The organism is Duganella sp. CT11-25, assembly GCF_047302815.1.
Classification (GTDB): Bacteria; Pseudomonadota; Gammaproteobacteria; order Burkholderiales; family Burkholderiaceae_D; genus Rugamonas.
Genome location: NZ_JBKBFD010000001.1, coordinates 3,157,623 through 3,173,842 on the forward strand (window position 1 = coordinate 3,157,623; position 16,220 = coordinate 3,173,842).

Sequence of the window (16,220 nt, forward strand, 5' to 3'; positions counted from 1 at the left end):
GGTTCGAATTACCCGTGCCACGCCCTATGGCTAGAGGTACCTTAAAGAAACATTTCAATATGGAAACGTTGCATGGAAGCACAGCCTTGTCATTGGACAATGTTTCCATAGTGAATACGTTTCCGCACAGCATCATCGCGCGGTCTCGATGGCTTGGATGTACGCCTTTGCGAACTCGCCCGCGAACTCGTTCTTGACCGTCTGCTCGACCACGTACTCGAAGTCGTAGATGGCCTCATACACAGCGGACCGCACGAACAGCATCACAGGCTTGATGGCGTCGCCGCCGTAGAAGCGCGTGCGCTGATAGATCCCGAGCGGCAGGCGATCGCCCGGGCTGCCGACGAAATAAGCGAAGCCTTGCTGCCGCTTCGAGCCGCGCGCCAACCGTGCCCGGCCCTTGTCGGTCATGTTGGCCTTGTAGCCCATCTCAGGGAACGCGCGGAAGAACGCGAGAATTTGAACGATCTGGCCTCGGCTCATGTTGCCGAAGCCATCAAGCTTGGCGCCTTGACCTGGTACGGCACGGAATCCATTAGGCATAGCGCCTACCGACTGAAGGGCGCGTTCGAAGCGCTTCAATTGGCGCTGTCCACCACTTACTTGGGCCGCGAGATATCGAGCAGCGGGCACCGCCTTGGTAGCATCATCCTTGAGCTTGACTTCAGCCTGAAGCCTGTTGCTAGTGGCGGGCAGCACGTAGACGCCACCCAGCGTATAAGGCGTCGGATTGCGGAAAACGTCGCGCATCTCCTTGACCTCGGCATCGGCCGCCCGCTTCGCGGTCCTGGTCAGCGCAACTCGCGTTGCAAACGTCACCTGTTTCGGCCCAGCTGTGCACAGCGCTGTGATCGACGCTATCGCTTCTTGAACATTTACCGCCATCTTGACTACTCCTCTACATTCCTGGCTATCTCTCTATGTCCCAATGTCCTAATGTCCCAATGAGATAGAGGTTGATGACGTGCGCGCACACGCGCACGCCCACGCACATCACACGCACATACGCGCTCGCCCGCTTGCGCACACGCATGCATGTGCGGCGTTGGGTCGTTGGGACATTGGGACATTGGGACGTCCCATAGCTGAGCGGCGTCCCAATGTCCCGTCCCGATGAATAGCGATATGGGACATTGGGTCTTTGATCTCAGTACGGCTCATCGTCGTCCTCCTGCTGCGCATGGGCAGGCGCTGGTTGCCCACCTTCCTCAGGCCGTTTATAGGACCACTCGCGCTTGCCGGCCACTGCCTTGCTTGCCTTGACCCGTGTCCAGCCAATCTCCGACATGCAGCGGCCCACCCGCTGCTGCTCCGGACGCGTCCACTTCGCGGTGTCCAGCTTCAGGCACTCGCCGAGGATCTCCGTCATGGTGGTGCTGTTCTTGCCGACCAGCCAGGCGTTGATCAGCGAGGTGTAGGCGTCGCCCACATAGCGCTCATCCTGCTGCTCTTCGAACATGTCCTTCTCCGCCGATGTCGGCCACCATTCGGTGCCGGCGCGGAACTCGTGCACCGCCTCCGCCCAGATCTGGTCGCGTTCGGCCTTCAGTCCTTCCAGATCGATCCTGGTCACCTTCACCGGCCAGTAGCGCCGGTTGCCGGTGTCGTCCTTCAGGTAGGCGTCGCTGTTCGTCGTGCCCGCGAAAAGCTGCTGGCGCGGCACGTCGATGGCTCGCTTGCCGTATGGGCTGCGATACCGGTCGACATACTGGCCGAAGAACAGCTTTGCACCGGTCGATTCGGCCTTGTTGAACGAGTCGAGCTCGGCCAGCTCCACCAGCCACTTGCCCCTGATGACGATGTAAGCATCCTTGTCGCCAAGCCGGAATGGCGCGTCGGTGAACCACTCGCCGCCCAGCACCTTTAGCGCCGTCGATTTGTAGATACCCTGATCGCCTTCCAGGATCAGCACGTTGTCGGCCTTGCAGCCAGGCTTGTAGATGCGGGCCACGGCCGCCACCAGCCACTTGAGGGCCACCACTTCGTTGTACGGGATGTCCTGCGCGCCGAGGCGGTCGACCAGCCATCGCTTCAGCCGCGGCTGGCCATCCCACTGCAGCGCGTTGAGATAGTTGCGCACGACGTGGTACTTGTGCAGGTCCGCAATCAGCAGCACCGCGCCCATCACCACGTCCTGACGCGGTGCAAAGCCGAACTTCTGCTGCATCCACAGGGTGCAACGCAGGTCATCCATGTCGGACCACTCGCCCAGCTCGGCGCCGGCGAACGGCGGGTTCTTCAGCTTCACCACCACGCCGCTGAATTCATCGTAGGCGATGACGCCGTTCCACTTTGAGTGGTTGTCCAGAATCATGTAGACGTTGGAGAGCGTGGGCAGCACGGCGCCGCTTTTCTCCGCTCGCGCCAAGTTGCGAATCCAGTCACGATCCTGCTCACCTGCAGGTTCACCATCACCACCACCAGGCCATTCAGGCGGCTCTCCTGCCCCTGGCGCTGCGCCAGCGGCGGTCGCGCCGGTTTTCTTTTTACTCTTATTGCCCGTGGACAGCGGGACGACGTTGCTCGCCGGCGTGGCGGAAGCCTGCGCTGCGGCCACCTCGGCCTTCTGCTCATCGTCGCCAGCGACGGCGAAGGCAGCCATGATCGCGGCGGCCAGTTGCCCGCGCACAGCATCGAGAGATTCATGCACGTGCAGGTCGTTGAAATCGGTCCACTTGTTGTCGCCACGCGCAGAGAAGCGCGGGCAGACGATCGATGCATTGCCGACGGCGCGGGCCGCCTCCGTGGCGCGGGCCAGGCCGGCGTTTGCGAAGGTACCGGTCTGCACCTTGCGGCCGGCGCGCGCGTCGATCTCGATGAACGGCACCCCACGCGCATCCTTGCGCCAGGTCGCCAGCACCTTCACCTTGGCGCCGTCGGTCGCTGTGAAAACGCGCTCTGTACCGTCGATCACAACCGGGCAATCGAGCTTCCACTTCTCCAGCAGCCAGCTCGCCGCGCGCTTCTCAAGCAGGAAGTCGTCGTCAGCACACAGCAGGATGTGCATGTCGGGATACAGCAAACGCGCCATTTGCGCGATGGGCAGGATATTGCCGGCATCGAATGCGACATAGCCGGCCAGCGCGCCCTCGGTCGCCATACTGATCGACCGTGCTGTCGCCCAGCCCTCGGCGATGAACAGAACGCTGTTTTCTTCGGTGATACGACCTACAGGGCAACAAGCGCCCTGCTTCGCCACGCCGGCGTTATACCGCTTTTCGCCGGACGGGTCGATCTTCTGCAGACCGACCAGGCGCGGCTGCTCGCCGCGTTCCAGCACCACCAGCGGTATCAACATCGTTCCATCCTGCTGATAGCGCACACCAGGCGCGGTGACCTGCTTGCGGGCCGCGTACGGCGACTCGCCCTCGCGGCTCGCCGCCTGCCACTGCTGGCCGGCGCGGATCGCCGCGTTGGAGGCCTCCTGCGCCTTCTTGGCGGCCTCGCGGCGCTCGGTCTCGCTGCGCTTCGCTTCCGCGTTGGCGCGGTCCTCCGGCGTTACGTCGGTCCAGTCCATGGCGATATTCTCGGTGTTCTCGTTATCGCCCTGCCAAAAGCCGTAGCTGCCGAAAACCAGCTGCTGTCCGGATTTCGTGATGACCTCGTGCAGCTTGTACCAATACTTGTTCTTTGGGCCGTACCGGTGGAACTTCCCGTCCAACACCGGATGGCCGACTGGCAGCAGCGTACCGTTGAGTTCTATCTGAATCTTTGCTTGCTCAAGCGTTGTCATTCAACCACCGTGTTAGATTGCTGCGATTGCTCCATGAGCGCGACCAGTGCCGGCGGTATCACGAGCGGCGCCTTCCGAAGCGGCCACTGGCGTCTGACCTCGACGTCAAGGTCGATCATGTACTGTGGAGTCTCCTTGAAGCGCAGGTTCGCTACAAAAGCGCGCCGCGCGTCTTGGCTGTCCATCTGGCAGATTCGCCGCGCTTGGTTGAACTGAGCCCACTCTGCCGGGTAACGATGGACATGGAGGTTGTTGACCGGATCCTCGGTGGCGTTGGCACGAATGCGGATGCTCATGCGCGCGGGTCGACCAGGCCACCCCAGGCACGGATGTCCGCGACCGGCGTGCCGAACACTTCATGGATGCGCAGGATCAGGAAGGGACCGACAGGAAGGCGGAGATGCCGGACTTTGCTGATCACTGGCGGTGCGACCTTGAGGGCGCGCGCCAGGGCAGCATCGTTCTTCAGCTTGTACTTTTCCAGCAGCATGTCGATGAGATAGTTGGGGCCTGCGGCAAGCAAGGTCATGATGTCTCCAGGGGAAGGGGAAATTATTCGGGGATGACGGCAGGCTGGCGGCAGTGCATCGCGAACATGGTCGCCATCAGCTCGCTGACCGTCTTGTGCATGCGCTGCTCGATTTCCTCGAGCTCACGTCGCTCGCGGCTGTCAATGACGGAATCGTCAATAGCAGCGGTGTAGGCTTTCGAGAGTTCGCCGATCTCGACCTGCAGCTCCAGGAACTTCGTCATCAGTCCAGATTTATCCGCAGCCGCGCCCGCCGGCATTTCAATGAAGACGCCGCCAGCCTCGGCCGCAACAGCCTGCGCGAACAGCGTGGTGCCGGAGAGGCGCTGCAGCAGCTGCGCAGTCGACACACGCATGCCGCTGCCTTTCACTTCGTACACGCGGGCCTCCAGCTGCGAGCGCGTCATGTTGAGCTGCGCGCAGGTGCCGATCCAGCCGTGCACCTTGATCATTTCCTGATAGGTGGTCGTCATCGCATCCATTGAAGTTCCTTTGATTTCAGGGGTTACTGTCTTCGGTAGGCGCAGCTACCATTCGACATGATTGAATTTTCAGAAATACGAAGTGCTCGCAAATCAGAGCTGTTTATCCCGCGCGGAATCTGGCGGACAAAGTTCAGCGTGCAACTCCAGCAATCGTGTGCCTGTGGCATAGGCCAAACGAGCGCCACGCCGACCACTGGCAAAGGCACTAATGGCAGGTTGACTACAAGGAACGCGGTCTGCCAGTTGCTGCTGCGTAAGGCCGGTCGCAAGCAGTTCCAACGTGATTTTTTGGGTATCCATGGCCGCATTATTACATACGTATTTTTCAGCAGCAATACCTATGTAATATTGTTTGTTATTACAATCGGAATATGAACACACTACAAAGTAGACTTATTTGGGCGCGCGCCATGAAGAGCCAGCGCCACGGGCGCGAATTTACCCAACAGGACCTAGCTGGGAAGGCGGGGGTTTCGCAGGGCAATATTGCGCATTTAGAGTCGGGACGTACAAAGACGTCACGAAGGATGGTGGCGATTGCCGAAGCACTAGATGTCCAACCTCAGTGGCTCGCCGAGGGCAAAGGTAAGCCATTCCTTGAATCTCCAGTTGAACACGACGGAAAATTTCAAGGACTGTCGCCGGATGGCATTTGGCGCGACCTGGAACCTCAGCCCGCTCCGTCGCCGGCAGCACCGCCGACGCCACCGCCGATTAGTTTGATGTGGGTCGACGCGCGGGATTTGGAACTATTAACCCTATTTCACGGGACCGATGACGCCGGACGAGACAAAATTATGCGGGCCGCGTCGCGCGTCCCGAAGGTGGTCCCCGCGAGAGCCGTTGGCAACGAGTCGTAATTTAGGGCGCTGGATCTCTGGGTGTGCTACGGCATCTGCTTCAGCCAAGTCAAGATTTTCTTCTCGTCGGCGCTGATCCATATCCTTGTACGCCTGAATCCACCGGTCTAGATTGTTCATTTCACGAAAGCACCAAATGTTTACACTGTGTTAACTATATTACAGTCTTAGGTTCTGCATCACTTGAATAGACCACCAATAGTGCATCATCTCTAACGCGAAATGTAACAGATTCTCACATTTTTAGTACCAAAATAGGGCCAGATTTACCCGCAAAATCAGACACGATGGAAAAATTGGGCGATGACGAATCCGCCCATCAAAAAATCAACGCAACAGACGTATAAGAAAACCAACCTGCGCCTACCTCCAGAGCTACACGAAGCGATCCATAAGGCCGCGAAACTAGCAGGTCATAGCGCGAACTCAGAGATTATCGCGCGCCTTCAGCAGGACAATTCAAGCGCCGTGCTCGCCGAACTGGCAGAGTTGAAGCAGATGCTTCGCAAAGTGCTCGACGAAATTTAGCTCACACAATCATTCCTGATCCGTGACGATCGCCACGCCGTTGCGCGGCTAGCGGAATCGCGCGCTTTTTAATTACATATGTATTGTTTTTGAAAAATACGTATGTAATAATCGCCTCGAACTTTCGAGGAGATGTGGATGAACGCGAAAAACATGCTGAAACTGATGGAGAAGTGCACGGCCGATGCGCGCGAATGCTATCCGAACGACGCCTGCATGCGATCGATGTTCTTCGTCGTGGCACTGGCCAATGAGCTTGACCTCTTAGAGGAGCCGCTGGGTCCCCAACTGCGCGCTCTCAGCAGTGCACGCACCAACGCTGACTACGTACCAGCTAACATCGTTGGAGACGCGGCATGATCAGCGCCGCGCACCAAAATGTCAGATTACCGCAGGTCCGGATGGATTTTTTGGATCGCGATGATCGCCGTGTTTACCCACTGTGCCAGTTGATGGCTTCCGTCCTGGAAGGTTGGACCGGCCGCGTAACCGAGCATTTGATACAGCGATTGCTCGATCCGCAAACGCTCCTCGTGCAGCTTCGGAATCAAAGGGTGGCGGTCAAAGTCGACCTCCATATCGTTCAGCAAAAAACGAGCAGCCGCATACAGGCCCGCTTTCTGGGTGACGTCCTTTGCGTCAAAAGCGGCGCTTTTGATCAATTGCAGCGACTTCAGAATTTCGGCGATTTGTGTCATGGACGTTCCTCGTGGGTGATTGGGAACCCTATTCTGTCACAAAAAATTAAGGTTTTTACAATCAGCGATGGGCGGATGTCTTGATGAGCGCCTATTCCGTCACGGTCCGCCAGCTGGGCCACCCTCCCCTCAAGTTCTACGCCATCGGTGCCGGCAGCGGCGACGTCGGCGACTTCATCGCCCTGCACTTTGGTGCATGCGGCATTTCCGTCAAACCTCTCTAAGGATTCACCATGACCAAGCATATGGACCACGAAGTGCGCCGGCCCGCCGTCGCCAAACTGGCAGCAAAGCTCCAGGCCGCCGGCATGCCGCTCAATGAAGCCGCAACCAAGGCCAAGGCGACCATCACCGCCGGCAAGCCCGGGCGCGTGGCACAAAGTCGCGGGGCGCGGCCAGCACCCACCGGCGGAGCCATGTTCATCCACGGCCCGCAGGGATGCGGAAAAACCCGCAACGCGGCGGCGCTGTGCAAATTCTTCGGCAAGCGCGCGGCGGTGGACTATGACGTTACGCGCACCAGCTACGCCGGCAACCTAATTGTGTTCTCCAACGAGCCGCTGCCTGGTTCGATGCCATTCCGGACCGCGATGTCGCGTGCAGGTATTAAGGCTTAGCGCCCACCTTGAGCTTGCAGAGAATCTGCAAGCGCTTGGAATAAGCAGCCCAGTTTGCCGGCGAGCTATCGGGTGTGCAGCCATCGTCGTAAAGGTAAATCTGCTCGATGTCCGCATCGCCGTCGTGCGCCAAAGATCTAGCTTTTGCCGCAGTGAGCCCATGAATTTTCATAGCGCTGGGCTCAGTCGCGTAATCGAGATGTTCGTTGGTGTCGATCCCGAGCGGCTTGTAAAGGCGATTTAGAACGATGTGCCGACCATCGTCCAGTGACTGGATGACGTAAGGCAGGTGAACTTGGCGAAACAGTCTCATGGCAGCTCCTTATAAAAATCCATTTTGACACGGACTAGAAATGCGAACCATTTTTCACCTTTTCCGCTTCTATCGCCGCCAAGGCGCGACCCTCCAGGCGGCGGCTCGCAAAGCGCTGCACGTGTACAGCAACGGCTTCTAGGCCATGACCGTGGCCACGCACACGGATGAGGAGCTGCAGCGCGCGTGGCGCGCCTGCAGGCTTTTGAATCTCTCGTTCGAGCAAGCCATGAGCAACCCGTCGCTTGCGATCGTGATCCGCCGCATGGCCGACTGCGAGCGCCGCCGGCAAGCGCGATGGCAAGCCCGCCAGCTGGACCACAAACGCGCGGCCGCAAACGACATCGATTAACAGCAGCACCACTTTGAAAGCCATCATGCCTACCCTGATTGCACCATCCCCCATCATTCGATTCGATCCCACGGCGCCGGTCGACTTGTCGCCGCTGCGCGTCGGTTCATTCACTGTCCGCCGCACACGGGTCGCACACACAAACTACATCCGCTACAGCACCATGCTTGGCGACGATATCGCCGGCTGCCAGATCAGCTATCCGGATGTCGGCGATTGCCAGCGCCACGTGAGCCAGTTTCAGAACCGCAACAAAGGAACACAGCAGCGCGCGGCAATGCTCGACACCGACCTGCACGCGAAGATCGTCGGTGTCCTCGGCACCAAGGAAATGGATGCGCGCGACCTGTGCCGCATGTTCTCGAAGTCCTCCACCGTGATGGCGCCCGTCCTCAGCATGCTGGTGCTGGAGGCGCGCATCGAACGGCGCGGAACACCACGCCGTCCATTGTTCACCGTGCCGCTGGCTCAAGCCCACCTCAACTAAACCAAGGAGTACTCAATGTTCATCGAACTGGAGGCGCTTGTGCGCCGCAGCCCCCTGCTGATCTCAATCAGCGCTGAGGGCGAATATCTCCGCCTTAGTGTCACGCCGACGCCGGCGGACAGCAAGGCCAAACAGGCCATCACGCCCGTATCGCTCGTCGGCACTGCCGCCGAACTGGACGAAGGTCTGGCCGCCGCACTGCTCACCTGGCAGGGCCCGAAGAAGACGCTTCAAGAGCAGGCCCAAGCCGCCGCAGATGGAAGCGACGATGCGGCAAAGGCTAGCCCGCCCGCCGCAGCTAAACCAGCTGCTGCAAAGCCCACCCCAGGGAAGCCGGGGCCGAAGCCCAAGGATAAAGCTGCGCGCGGACTCCCTCCGCCCGGAGGTGACGGCGATGCAGCACCAGGTGGCGACGGCGCGACCACCAGCGCGACGGCTGGCGCCGTCGGCGCAGCACCAGCACCAGGTGGCGACGCGGCGAGCAGCACGGCGGCCGGCGCCGACGGCGTAGCACCAGCACCAGGCGACGGCACGGCCAGCAGCGCGCCGGCCGACGCTGGCGGCGATGCCGCACCAGGTGACGCCGACGCGGCCAACAGCGCGGAAACGGGCCTGGTCGACGTCACGATCAACGAACCGCCGCCGGGCGCAACGCTCGGTCCAGCAGACGATGTATTCACCCTAGAACTCTTCTAAGGATTCCCCATGAAAATCCAAGAACTGCAGCGTGAGTTTAAATACAACGGTGTCAAGTTGGCCGACCCGAGCTCGACGTTCAGCCTCACCCAGGTGCGAGACTTCTTCGCCAACGTCTACCCTGAGATAATCAACGCCGACATCGATGGCCCGGAAGTCATCGGCAGCAAGCAAATCTACAGCTTCCGGCGCGCGGTCGGCACCAAGGGCCACGGCGCCGCATTCGCACACGGCATCCATATCGATCCCCGATTGCTTGAGGGGCGGACGACGGTCACCGTGCAGCAAGTCGCGATGGATATCCTGAAGTTGCAGGCGCCGAGCCGCAAGGAACTCGCGGAGATCTCCCACCAGATGGCAAAACTCGGCTGGAAGCGAGGCCGTGCGTTTATTGCTGGCGTCGGCCTCCAGAACTGGTGCTTCTCTCGCGAGCTCGAACCCGCCGGCATCCCCGAACAGGCCGCTGTCGTATCCCTCCACCAGAAAATCAGCGACCTCGACGCGCTGTATCAGATCGGATGGTTTCACACTGATCGCTACGACGGCCATTTGATTCAGCAGGCGGTCGCAGCGGTCCAAGCTGGAATGAAGATCAACCTCATTCTCCATGTCGACATCGACGAGTTGCATGCCATCCACTGCAGCCGTATGCACGGAGATGCGGCATGAGCACTGCCGCACAGATTCGCACTCGTCTTATCGAGACGCTCAAGACTGAGGGCACGCTGGTCGGACGCCGTCCGGAGAATACCATCACCGCGCTTGATGCGAAGAACCCGGCGACGATGCAAGCGGCGCGGATCCTTAAAGATCAGAAACACGCGCGCGGCGTTCGGTGGTTCGCACCCGCCGCCTATCAGTCGGTGCTGCCATGATGCCCACCATCGATTCCAGCGTCATGGCGCTGCCCAAGCTCTCCCCTGACATCCCATTCTCTTACAACCTGCCGGGATCGAGTGGCTTCTGCACCCCGCTGGCCATCGCACTACTGGAGGCCAGCCTGGTGACCGATGAGATGCTAGTGCTCGGCGCCGACGCGCCACTGGTGAAGGTGTTCGCCTCACCGACCGAGCAGGATCTGGCGGTCGCCGCGTTGTCCGCCTGGTGGACCGACACACAGGCACGTTACCCAATGAAATATTTCCATTGGGAGATGCACGTCCAAGACATCAGCAACGTCGAGGACTTGACTCAAAGCGCGCGAAATTCCCCTTCCCCCCTCGGCTGGTTTGCTTTCACGCGCAACCAAAATCGCGATCTACCCCGCTTCTCGCTGGCGCATGCGGTGGGCTTACTCGAACACCGCCTGGAAGGCTTTGGTCAGACAGCGCTCGCGGTTCTTCGAGACGCGTTGCGTGCGCTTCCCGATTCACTCACCCCATGGGCTGCTCACGATTGGGCGGAAATGATGCACTGGCAGGAGTGTACGACCGACGAAGAGATGCTCGCGCAAGCGCGAGAGGATGGACGCATTCGCGTCCAAGTTGGCGGCCCAGTCCCAGGAGAATACGACGCTGATCTGATGACGCGCGCTCGTTTCTTTGGCGACATGCCTCGCTGGGTCGTGGCACCGAAGCGCGTGCTTTCGAGAGACAAAATTGTGCGCGCTGCGCGCGAAAAATTCGAGAAGGACGTCATCGCCGCGTGTGACGACATCGCGACCCTGGTCAATCAGCCAGCCTTTCGCTACCTATCGCTCGATTGCGGACACAATCGATCAGGTCAATATTCGACGGACGGCGCTGTAGCAATGCTGTGGCGTGAGGGCGATTCAATCGGGGCGGTCATTGACGACTGGCTCAACATGAACATGCAGTCAGGGGAGAGCGTCGATTTCATCGCCTTGATGCAGGTGAATCTCAATGCCCAGGATGTGGTCGCGCACCTGGAGAAGATCGACCGCATGATGCATTTGGCCATGGTGACGGAACGCCTCATCGACCTACTGGGAGAACCATATTGAGCCGAGTAATGGTACTTGCTGGGCGAGACTCCCAGCTGAACTTAACCGAGGCGCTGCTGATGTACCGATCGAGCGACGGGACGGCGGTTTATGCGACGACGCACCCAATCCAGACCGAGACAAACAATCCCGAACGGAAGATTCTCGGTGCCGGCACGCCGCTGACCAAGGACGGTCTGGCGGCCTTCGCGCAAGCGGTAGGCGCTGCCACATCGTTCGCCGGGTTTGTGCCGGATAACCTGCTCTACACCTCGCCGAACATGATCGCCTGGTGGGTTCCTGAATCGATTCGCCGCTGCTGGTTTAACTCCACGCAGAACAAGTTTATTGGCAAGCAGGTGGCGGACGTAGCCCACCCGGCAATGGTCTTCATCATCACGCCCGGCGACTGGTTCGTATTCGCTTTGAAAGAATCAGCCCGACCGGGTCCGGACACGAAGCTGCAGCACTCCCCACACTTCAACGTTTGGGATGGAGGCCGCATCTGCACCGGCAACGTCGATCTGCCGGAGACGATCGACGCGAGTGCTATCCGTCAATACGAGGACGCTTTTTTCCGCAGTAACTTCACTCATCCGAATCGCGCCGGCGCGGTCAACTATAAGGGCGGGATCACCATGCTCTGGCGTTCGCAGATCAAGACGGCCGATATGGCCAAAATGCGCGGCGCACTGCGCTCATCTGGAAAAACTCTGCGCCAGACGATAGAGAAGATCACCAACCGAACCATTGAAATTAACTAACTGGAGAGCACGATGAACGCACAAGACTACCTGATCAAAATGGATCAACTTCTCGAAATGACCAAGGCTGCTTTTACTGAATTCGCTGCAAACACCGAGGCCGCGCTGCGCGCGGAGCGCCCTCAAATCCTGGCGGTCGATGAGGACAATATCGACACAGAGAAATTCAAGCTGGACAAAGCGCTGCTGCGTGCAGCACCGATCGTCGCAGTTCCGGCCTTCAGCGAATTCCAGCCGCTGCAGGAAGACGGTCATCGTTTCCTGCTAGCACGGGGTGGGTTGTATCTTGAGATCCGCCGCCCTTGGCTGAAGTTCATTCACCGCCTGGCCGAGATCGATGTCCACGTTCCGTATGGCCCAGTAAAAGCCATGACGGAGCTCAGCTTCGGAACGTTGGGCAAGGCCATGCCGCAGCTCCAGGAGTTCGCGCTGCACGCGACAGCTATGGCGCCAAACGAAGCTGCGGCCGCCCTCATGTGGAACAGCTCGAGCAACACCTGGCGCTTGGCGTATCCCGACGACGTCGTCGCGACGCCAGCGAGCATCAGCTACACCGCAGCCATCCCCAGCGACAACGAGCACATGGTCATCGACCTCCACAGCCACGGCAACCTGCACGCATTCTTCAGTGACACCGACGACAAGGATGACGCCGGCAGCGTGAAGATCGCTGGCGTGTATGGGAGCCTGGATAAGGACACCCCGACCGTCGCTTTCCGTCTTTGCGCGCTCGGCTTGAACATCCCGATCAACGTGCCTGCCGAAAAAATCTTCGCGTGAAGGAAGCACCATGCCTCACTTTACCCCTCCAGCGCTTCTGCGCGACAAGGTCGAGATCTCCCTGGCTGGCTGCGGCGGCAACGGATCCCAAATGCTCACCGGCCTGGCCAGGCTGAATCACGCCATTACCGCTTTAGGCCACCCAGGCCTGCACGTGTGCGCGTTTGATCCGGACGTCGTCAGCGAGGCCAACATGGGCCGCCAGTTGTTCGGTCAGTTCGACGTCGGCTCCAGCAAGGCCCATGTGCTGGTGAACCGGATAAATGCGTTCTTCGGCCTGAGCTGGGAATCGCACTACGGTCGATACGAAAAGCGCAACTACAGCCAGCCCGACATCCTGATCAGCTGTGTCGACAGCGCCAAAGCCCGTTATGAGATCCACCGGACGACCTTGCCATACGGCCCGGAATACATCCTGGATCTCGGCAATCGCGCGGCCGACGGACAAGTCATCTTCGGAGAAGGCCAGGACAGCGACGAGCACAAGAAATTGCAGAAAGGCCACGTCCACCTGCCTAGCCCCTACGCGATGCTACCGGAGCTGATCGATTTCAAGGCGAAGGAGGACGACACACCCAGCTGCGGCCTGGCCGAGGCGCTGGAGCGCCAGGAGCTGTTCATCAACCAGGCGATCGTCACGCCGGCGCTGAGCATCCTGTGGGAATTCTTCCGCTACGGCCGCCTCACCTGGCATGGCGCCTTCGTCAACTTGCGCACCGGCAGTATGCGGCCGCTGATGGTAAAGGAATCCACACCGTGAAGATCCTCCATGTCACCAGCTTACCTCACGCAATGCCACCGTCAAATTGCACCTCGCGTCGTTTTACCGTCTTTGGAGAAACCGAATTGAATACGATGAACCTGTCCCGCAGCGCCCCGAATGCGCTGCAGATCCTCCTCGAGGACGACGAGCTGGCCAGCAGCTGCGCAACCGTCACGGAATACCGCCAAGCACTCGGCCTGCTGCTGAAGAACCAGTTCGCCGGCGCGCCGGCCAGCGCCGGCCTGGAGCACACGCAGTGCCGCCTGACCGCGCTGATCACGCCTGGCGGCCGTGCATACGGCCTGATCCCAGATGGTAAAGGCTGGGTCGAGGATCTCATCAACTGGTCGACCCGGGAATTTCGCAACCCAGCTGACGCGCGCCGCATCGAGGCATGCTGGAACGCATTCGACGGTATTCGGACCGAGCACATCGAGGCGCGGCAGGGCTGGAAGATTGTCGGCGAGGAAGGCTCCACGATGTCGTTGCCGGCGCTACCGGATCTGACCATCTTCAACGTTGCGCCACTCGCACGCAAGGACCTGCCATGAACCCGACGACCTATCAACGTTTTTGCGAACTTCGAGATCAGCGCGCGGCCGGCGAAGAAGCGCCGCTGCATACCGAGAAGCGCGCTTTCGAGATTGCGGTACTGGACCTGGTCACCGGCGGTGCCAAATTGCCGACCCTGATCGATCTGAAGAATTGGCTTGCCATGATTCACGACAATGAGCGCTCGATCGGGGATCGACTTCAAAGCCTCAGCAGCCGTATTGGTTCGTTGCTGGCCGGCGATGCTCCTGATAAATTCCCTCCGTTCGAGATCCGGGAGCAGCCCTCCGCGTGCGACTACGGCGCCGCAGTCGCCGCGATCGAGTTCGCTCTTGATGATGAAGACCCCGTTGAATTTCTGCGGTATTGGAACGAGGGCGAATTCGATATTCTTCGCCGGAACTGGCCCGATGCACCCGAGGCAGTCTATATCGGGGCTGACCCGCTGCACAGAACGGCCCAGCGTGCCTCCATCAACGACACCACCTACGGAACCTGACATGAGCACCGAAGAACTTCTCGAAAAACTACTGGAGCGCCTGGCCGCGCCGGCGCCGGCACCGCAGCAGCCGATCTCGATCGCTCTGTGGGACACCAACGACATCGCGGCCTACCTGAAGCGTTCCAAGGACCGCGTCTACAGCGACATCGTCTGCCTGCCCACCTTTCCGAAACCAATCCGCTTGCCGGTGAAGGGCCGCGCGCAAGCGCTATACAAAGCGCGCGAGGTGATCGCGTGGACCGAGAAGCACACGGCGTAGCATGGCAGCGATGCCGACTGCGTCGCCCTGCGGTATTATCAGCATTCCTATGGATTGCAATGTGAGGAAGATGACATGAGCGACGGCAAATTGAAATGGGCATCCAACTGGTATCCAAATGGAATTACCGTCGAAGAGCTCGCGGCCGAGTTAGCCAAAGCCGTAGCATCTGGACACGGCAAAGCGTACATTGCGCTTAGTGCGGCCGGAGGAACAGGTGCCTGCGAGGGTATTTCAGTCCTTATAAATGACGCAGGCACGGTGTGGCTTGAGGACTTTGGTCGTAAGACGGATCACTGGGAGCTTGCTGATGGCGAATGGCGCTATGCCTCATAGTTTGGCAGCGATATCCGCCGCCGTCTCGTTGTAGTAGGTCTGCAGCTGCCGAATATCGGAATGCCCCACCATCCTGGCCAGGTCGAGCACGTGCAGCTTCTTGGCCAACCTGGTAATAGCCTCGTGCCGGGTATCGTGAAACGTCATGTCGGTGATGCCCGCCCGCTTCCGCGCAACGCGGAACATCGCATCGAGCGTGGCGGCCGTCACGCCGAAACCCTCGGGAACCATCCCCCAAATCTCCAGCGCGCGCGCCGAAAGCGGCACGTCACGCGGCAATCCGTTCTTGGTCATGTGCAGCCTGGCCACCCGGCCCTGCACGTCGTCTTCCCGCAAGCTGCAAATCTCGCCGGCGCGCATCGCGGTCTCGATCGCAAACAGGAACGCCAGGGCAATTCGCTGCTGCTTCGTGGTCGGTGCGACGTCGACGATGTCGTGCCGCCAGCCCAGCGCGATACACATCGTCTCGATTTCCTTCTGCGAGACCAGCCGATTGCGCGCCGGCGGCGCCTTCGGTCGCTTGACGTCGGCCGTCGGGCTGGTGCTGATCCACTTCCACTCCTTGCGCGCCACCGAGAATACGTTCGACAGCAGATTCATTTCCCGCGTGACCGATCCAGGAGCCACCTGCTTTAGGCGCTGGTCGCGCCAGGCGGCGATGTGCGTGCTGTCCAGGTCGACCATCTTGACCTTGCCGAGGTCGGTCTCAGCCATGGCCGCCAGGCGCAGCGCCTCCCACCGATAGCCGCGCTTCTGCTTGGAAACCTCCAGCTCGTACTTTTCGAACGCGTCGGCGCAGGTTTTGGTAAGGCCTAGTTTGCCCTTCGGCGTGGCCACCCGCTGCTCCGCCTCCCAAGCCAGCGCGGCCGCTTTGGTGTCAAATGTGCCGGAAGTGCGCTTGCCGTTGACCTGGACCCGGTGAATCCACTTCGTGCCTAGCTTTGTTGGTGCCGCCATTTATGCCATTTCCTATGCCATTTTCTGCCACATGGTATCAGGATATTGCCGTAAAACGCCGGTCTTT

26 protein-coding genes are annotated in these 16,220 nt (G+C 59.9%); 17 read left to right on the top strand and 9 right to left on the bottom strand.

The window, feature by feature from the left end; all coding sequences use genetic code 11:
* Window positions 1-132 precede the first annotated feature (132 nt).
* The 5 genes from ACEN9F_RS13460 to ACEN9F_RS13480 form a co-directional block, all read right to left on the bottom strand.
* Window positions 133-885, bottom strand: coding sequence for a hypothetical protein (locus ACEN9F_RS13460; RefSeq protein WP_413420525.1), 753 nt, complete (start codon window positions 883-885; stop codon window positions 133-135).
* 262 nt (window positions 886-1,147) lie between these two features.
* A complete protein-coding gene (locus tag ACEN9F_RS13465) occupies window positions 1,148-3,733 on the bottom strand; it encodes a VapE domain-containing protein (protein ID WP_413420526.1) in 2,586 nt (861 codons plus the stop codon).
* Complete coding sequence (locus ACEN9F_RS13470; protein WP_413420527.1) at window positions 3,730-4,029, bottom strand: hypothetical protein; 300 nt, start codon at window positions 4,027-4,029, stop codon at window positions 3,730-3,732. The genes ACEN9F_RS13465 and ACEN9F_RS13470 overlap by 4 nt, the downstream gene beginning before the upstream one ends.
* Window positions 4,026-4,262 (bottom strand): hypothetical protein, encoded by a 237-nt coding sequence (locus tag ACEN9F_RS13475; RefSeq protein WP_413420528.1) that lies wholly within the window; start codon window positions 4,260-4,262, stop codon window positions 4,026-4,028. The genes ACEN9F_RS13470 and ACEN9F_RS13475 overlap by 4 nt, the downstream gene beginning before the upstream one ends.
* 23 nt (window positions 4,263-4,285) lie before the next feature.
* Window positions 4,286-4,744, bottom strand: coding sequence for a YmfL family putative regulatory protein (locus tag ACEN9F_RS13480; RefSeq protein ID WP_413420529.1), 459 nt, complete (start codon window positions 4,742-4,744; stop codon window positions 4,286-4,288).
* Between the two features lie 413 nt (window positions 4,745-5,157).
* Here ACEN9F_RS13480 and ACEN9F_RS13485 point away from each other — a divergent pair, with 413 nt between their 5' ends.
* From ACEN9F_RS13485 to ACEN9F_RS13495, 3 genes are all read left to right on the top strand, one after another.
* Window positions 5,158-5,607 (top strand): helix-turn-helix domain-containing protein, encoded by a 450-nt coding sequence (locus ACEN9F_RS13485; protein ID WP_413420530.1) that lies wholly within the window; start codon window positions 5,158-5,160, stop codon window positions 5,605-5,607.
* Between the two features lie 303 nt (window positions 5,608-5,910).
* On the top strand, window positions 5,911-6,135 hold the full coding sequence (locus ACEN9F_RS13490; RefSeq protein ID WP_413420531.1) for an Arc family DNA-binding protein: 225 nt from the start codon (window positions 5,911-5,913) through the stop codon (window positions 6,133-6,135).
* A gap of 138 nt (window positions 6,136-6,273) precedes the next feature.
* On the top strand, window positions 6,274-6,495 hold the full coding sequence (locus tag ACEN9F_RS13495; protein WP_413420532.1) for a hypothetical protein: 222 nt from the start codon (window positions 6,274-6,276) through the stop codon (window positions 6,493-6,495).
* A 26-nt stretch (window positions 6,496-6,521) separates the two neighbouring features.
* On the opposite strand, the gene ACEN9F_RS13500 is transcribed toward ACEN9F_RS13495, so the two are convergent.
* On the bottom strand, window positions 6,522-6,833 hold the full coding sequence (locus ACEN9F_RS13500) for a hypothetical protein (protein ID WP_413420533.1): 312 nt from the start codon (window positions 6,831-6,833) through the stop codon (window positions 6,522-6,524).
* 83 nt (window positions 6,834-6,916) lie between these two features.
* Between ACEN9F_RS13500 and ACEN9F_RS13505 the strand changes: the two genes are divergently transcribed.
* Both ACEN9F_RS13505 and ACEN9F_RS13510 read left to right on the top strand, forming a co-directional pair.
* Complete coding sequence (locus ACEN9F_RS13505) at window positions 6,917-7,057, top strand: hypothetical protein (RefSeq protein WP_413420534.1); 141 nt, start codon at window positions 6,917-6,919, stop codon at window positions 7,055-7,057.
* A gap of 9 nt (window positions 7,058-7,066) precedes the next feature.
* Window positions 7,067-7,450 carry a hypothetical protein gene (locus ACEN9F_RS13510; protein WP_413420535.1) on the top strand — a complete coding sequence of 128 codons (384 nt, stop codon included), beginning with the start codon at window positions 7,067-7,069 and terminating at the stop codon, window positions 7,448-7,450.
* On the opposite strand, the gene ACEN9F_RS13515 is transcribed toward ACEN9F_RS13510, so the two are convergent.
* Together ACEN9F_RS13515 and ACEN9F_RS13520 are read right to left on the bottom strand one after the other, a co-directional pair.
* Window positions 7,440-7,763 carry a hypothetical protein gene (locus ACEN9F_RS13515; protein ID WP_413420536.1) on the bottom strand — a complete coding sequence of 108 codons (324 nt, stop codon included), beginning with the start codon at window positions 7,761-7,763 and terminating at the stop codon, window positions 7,440-7,442. The genes ACEN9F_RS13510 and ACEN9F_RS13515 overlap by 11 nt on opposite strands.
* A 34-nt stretch (window positions 7,764-7,797) precedes the next feature.
* Complete coding sequence (locus tag ACEN9F_RS13520; protein WP_413420537.1) at window positions 7,798-8,142, bottom strand: hypothetical protein; 345 nt, start codon at window positions 8,140-8,142, stop codon at window positions 7,798-7,800.
* Between ACEN9F_RS13520 and ACEN9F_RS13525 the strand changes: the two genes are divergently transcribed.
* From ACEN9F_RS13525 to ACEN9F_RS13580, 12 genes are all read left to right on the top strand, one after another.
* Window positions 8,141-8,602 carry a hypothetical protein gene (locus ACEN9F_RS13525; RefSeq protein ID WP_413420538.1) on the top strand — a complete coding sequence of 154 codons (462 nt, stop codon included), beginning with the start codon at window positions 8,141-8,143 and terminating at the stop codon, window positions 8,600-8,602. The two genes, ACEN9F_RS13520 and ACEN9F_RS13525, sit on opposite strands and share 2 nt — an antisense overlap.
* A 15-nt stretch (window positions 8,603-8,617) precedes the next feature.
* Complete coding sequence (locus tag ACEN9F_RS13530; protein WP_413420539.1) at window positions 8,618-9,298, top strand: PRTRC system protein E; 681 nt, start codon at window positions 8,618-8,620, stop codon at window positions 9,296-9,298.
* Window positions 9,299-9,307: 9 nt separating this feature from the next.
* The gene (locus tag ACEN9F_RS13535; protein WP_413420540.1) at window positions 9,308-9,967 is read left to right on the top strand and encodes a PRTRC system protein C; all 660 of its coding nucleotides are present in this window, start codon (window positions 9,308-9,310) and stop codon (window positions 9,965-9,967) included.
* The gene (locus ACEN9F_RS13540) at window positions 9,964-10,173 is read left to right on the top strand and encodes a hypothetical protein (protein WP_413420541.1); all 210 of its coding nucleotides are present in this window, start codon (window positions 9,964-9,966) and stop codon (window positions 10,171-10,173) included. Before ACEN9F_RS13535 ends, ACEN9F_RS13540 begins: the two co-directional genes overlap by 4 nt.
* Entirely contained in the window at window positions 10,170-11,261 is a 1,092-nt protein-coding gene (locus ACEN9F_RS13545) for a PRTRC system protein F (protein WP_413420542.1), read from the top strand. Before ACEN9F_RS13540 ends, ACEN9F_RS13545 begins: the two co-directional genes overlap by 4 nt.
* An 8-nt stretch (window positions 11,262-11,269) precedes the next feature.
* Window positions 11,270-12,004, top strand: coding sequence for a PRTRC system protein B (locus ACEN9F_RS13550; RefSeq protein ID WP_413427054.1), 735 nt, complete (start codon window positions 11,270-11,272; stop codon window positions 12,002-12,004).
* Window positions 12,005-12,016: 12 nt separating this feature from the next.
* Window positions 12,017-12,784, top strand: coding sequence for a PRTRC system protein A (locus ACEN9F_RS13555; RefSeq protein WP_413420543.1), 768 nt, complete (start codon window positions 12,017-12,019; stop codon window positions 12,782-12,784).
* 10 nt (window positions 12,785-12,794) lie between these two features.
* Window positions 12,795-13,544, top strand: a complete 750-nt coding sequence (locus ACEN9F_RS13560; protein ID WP_413420544.1) for a PRTRC system ThiF family protein — start codon at window positions 12,795-12,797, stop codon at window positions 13,542-13,544.
* Window positions 13,545-13,630: 86 nt separating this feature from the next.
* Entirely contained in the window at window positions 13,631-14,098 is a 468-nt protein-coding gene (locus ACEN9F_RS13565; RefSeq protein WP_413420545.1) for a hypothetical protein, read from the top strand.
* Window positions 14,095-14,598, top strand: a complete 504-nt coding sequence (locus ACEN9F_RS13570; RefSeq protein ID WP_413420546.1) for a hypothetical protein — start codon at window positions 14,095-14,097, stop codon at window positions 14,596-14,598. The genes ACEN9F_RS13565 and ACEN9F_RS13570 overlap by 4 nt, the downstream gene beginning before the upstream one ends.
* A 1-nt stretch (window position 14,599) precedes the next feature.
* Window positions 14,600-14,860, top strand: coding sequence for a hypothetical protein (locus ACEN9F_RS13575; RefSeq protein WP_413420547.1), 261 nt, complete (start codon window positions 14,600-14,602; stop codon window positions 14,858-14,860).
* Window positions 14,861-14,935: 75 nt separating this feature from the next.
* Window positions 14,936-15,196, top strand: a complete 261-nt coding sequence (locus tag ACEN9F_RS13580) for a hypothetical protein (protein WP_413420548.1) — start codon at window positions 14,936-14,938, stop codon at window positions 15,194-15,196.
* On the opposite strand, the gene ACEN9F_RS13585 is transcribed toward ACEN9F_RS13580, so the two are convergent.
* Window positions 15,191-16,153: a tyrosine-type recombinase/integrase gene (locus tag ACEN9F_RS13585; RefSeq protein WP_413420549.1), complete on the bottom strand. Its 963-nt coding sequence runs from the start codon at window positions 16,151-16,153 to the stop codon at window positions 15,191-15,193. The genes ACEN9F_RS13580 and ACEN9F_RS13585 overlap by 6 nt on opposite strands.
* Window positions 16,154-16,220 lie beyond the last annotated feature (67 nt).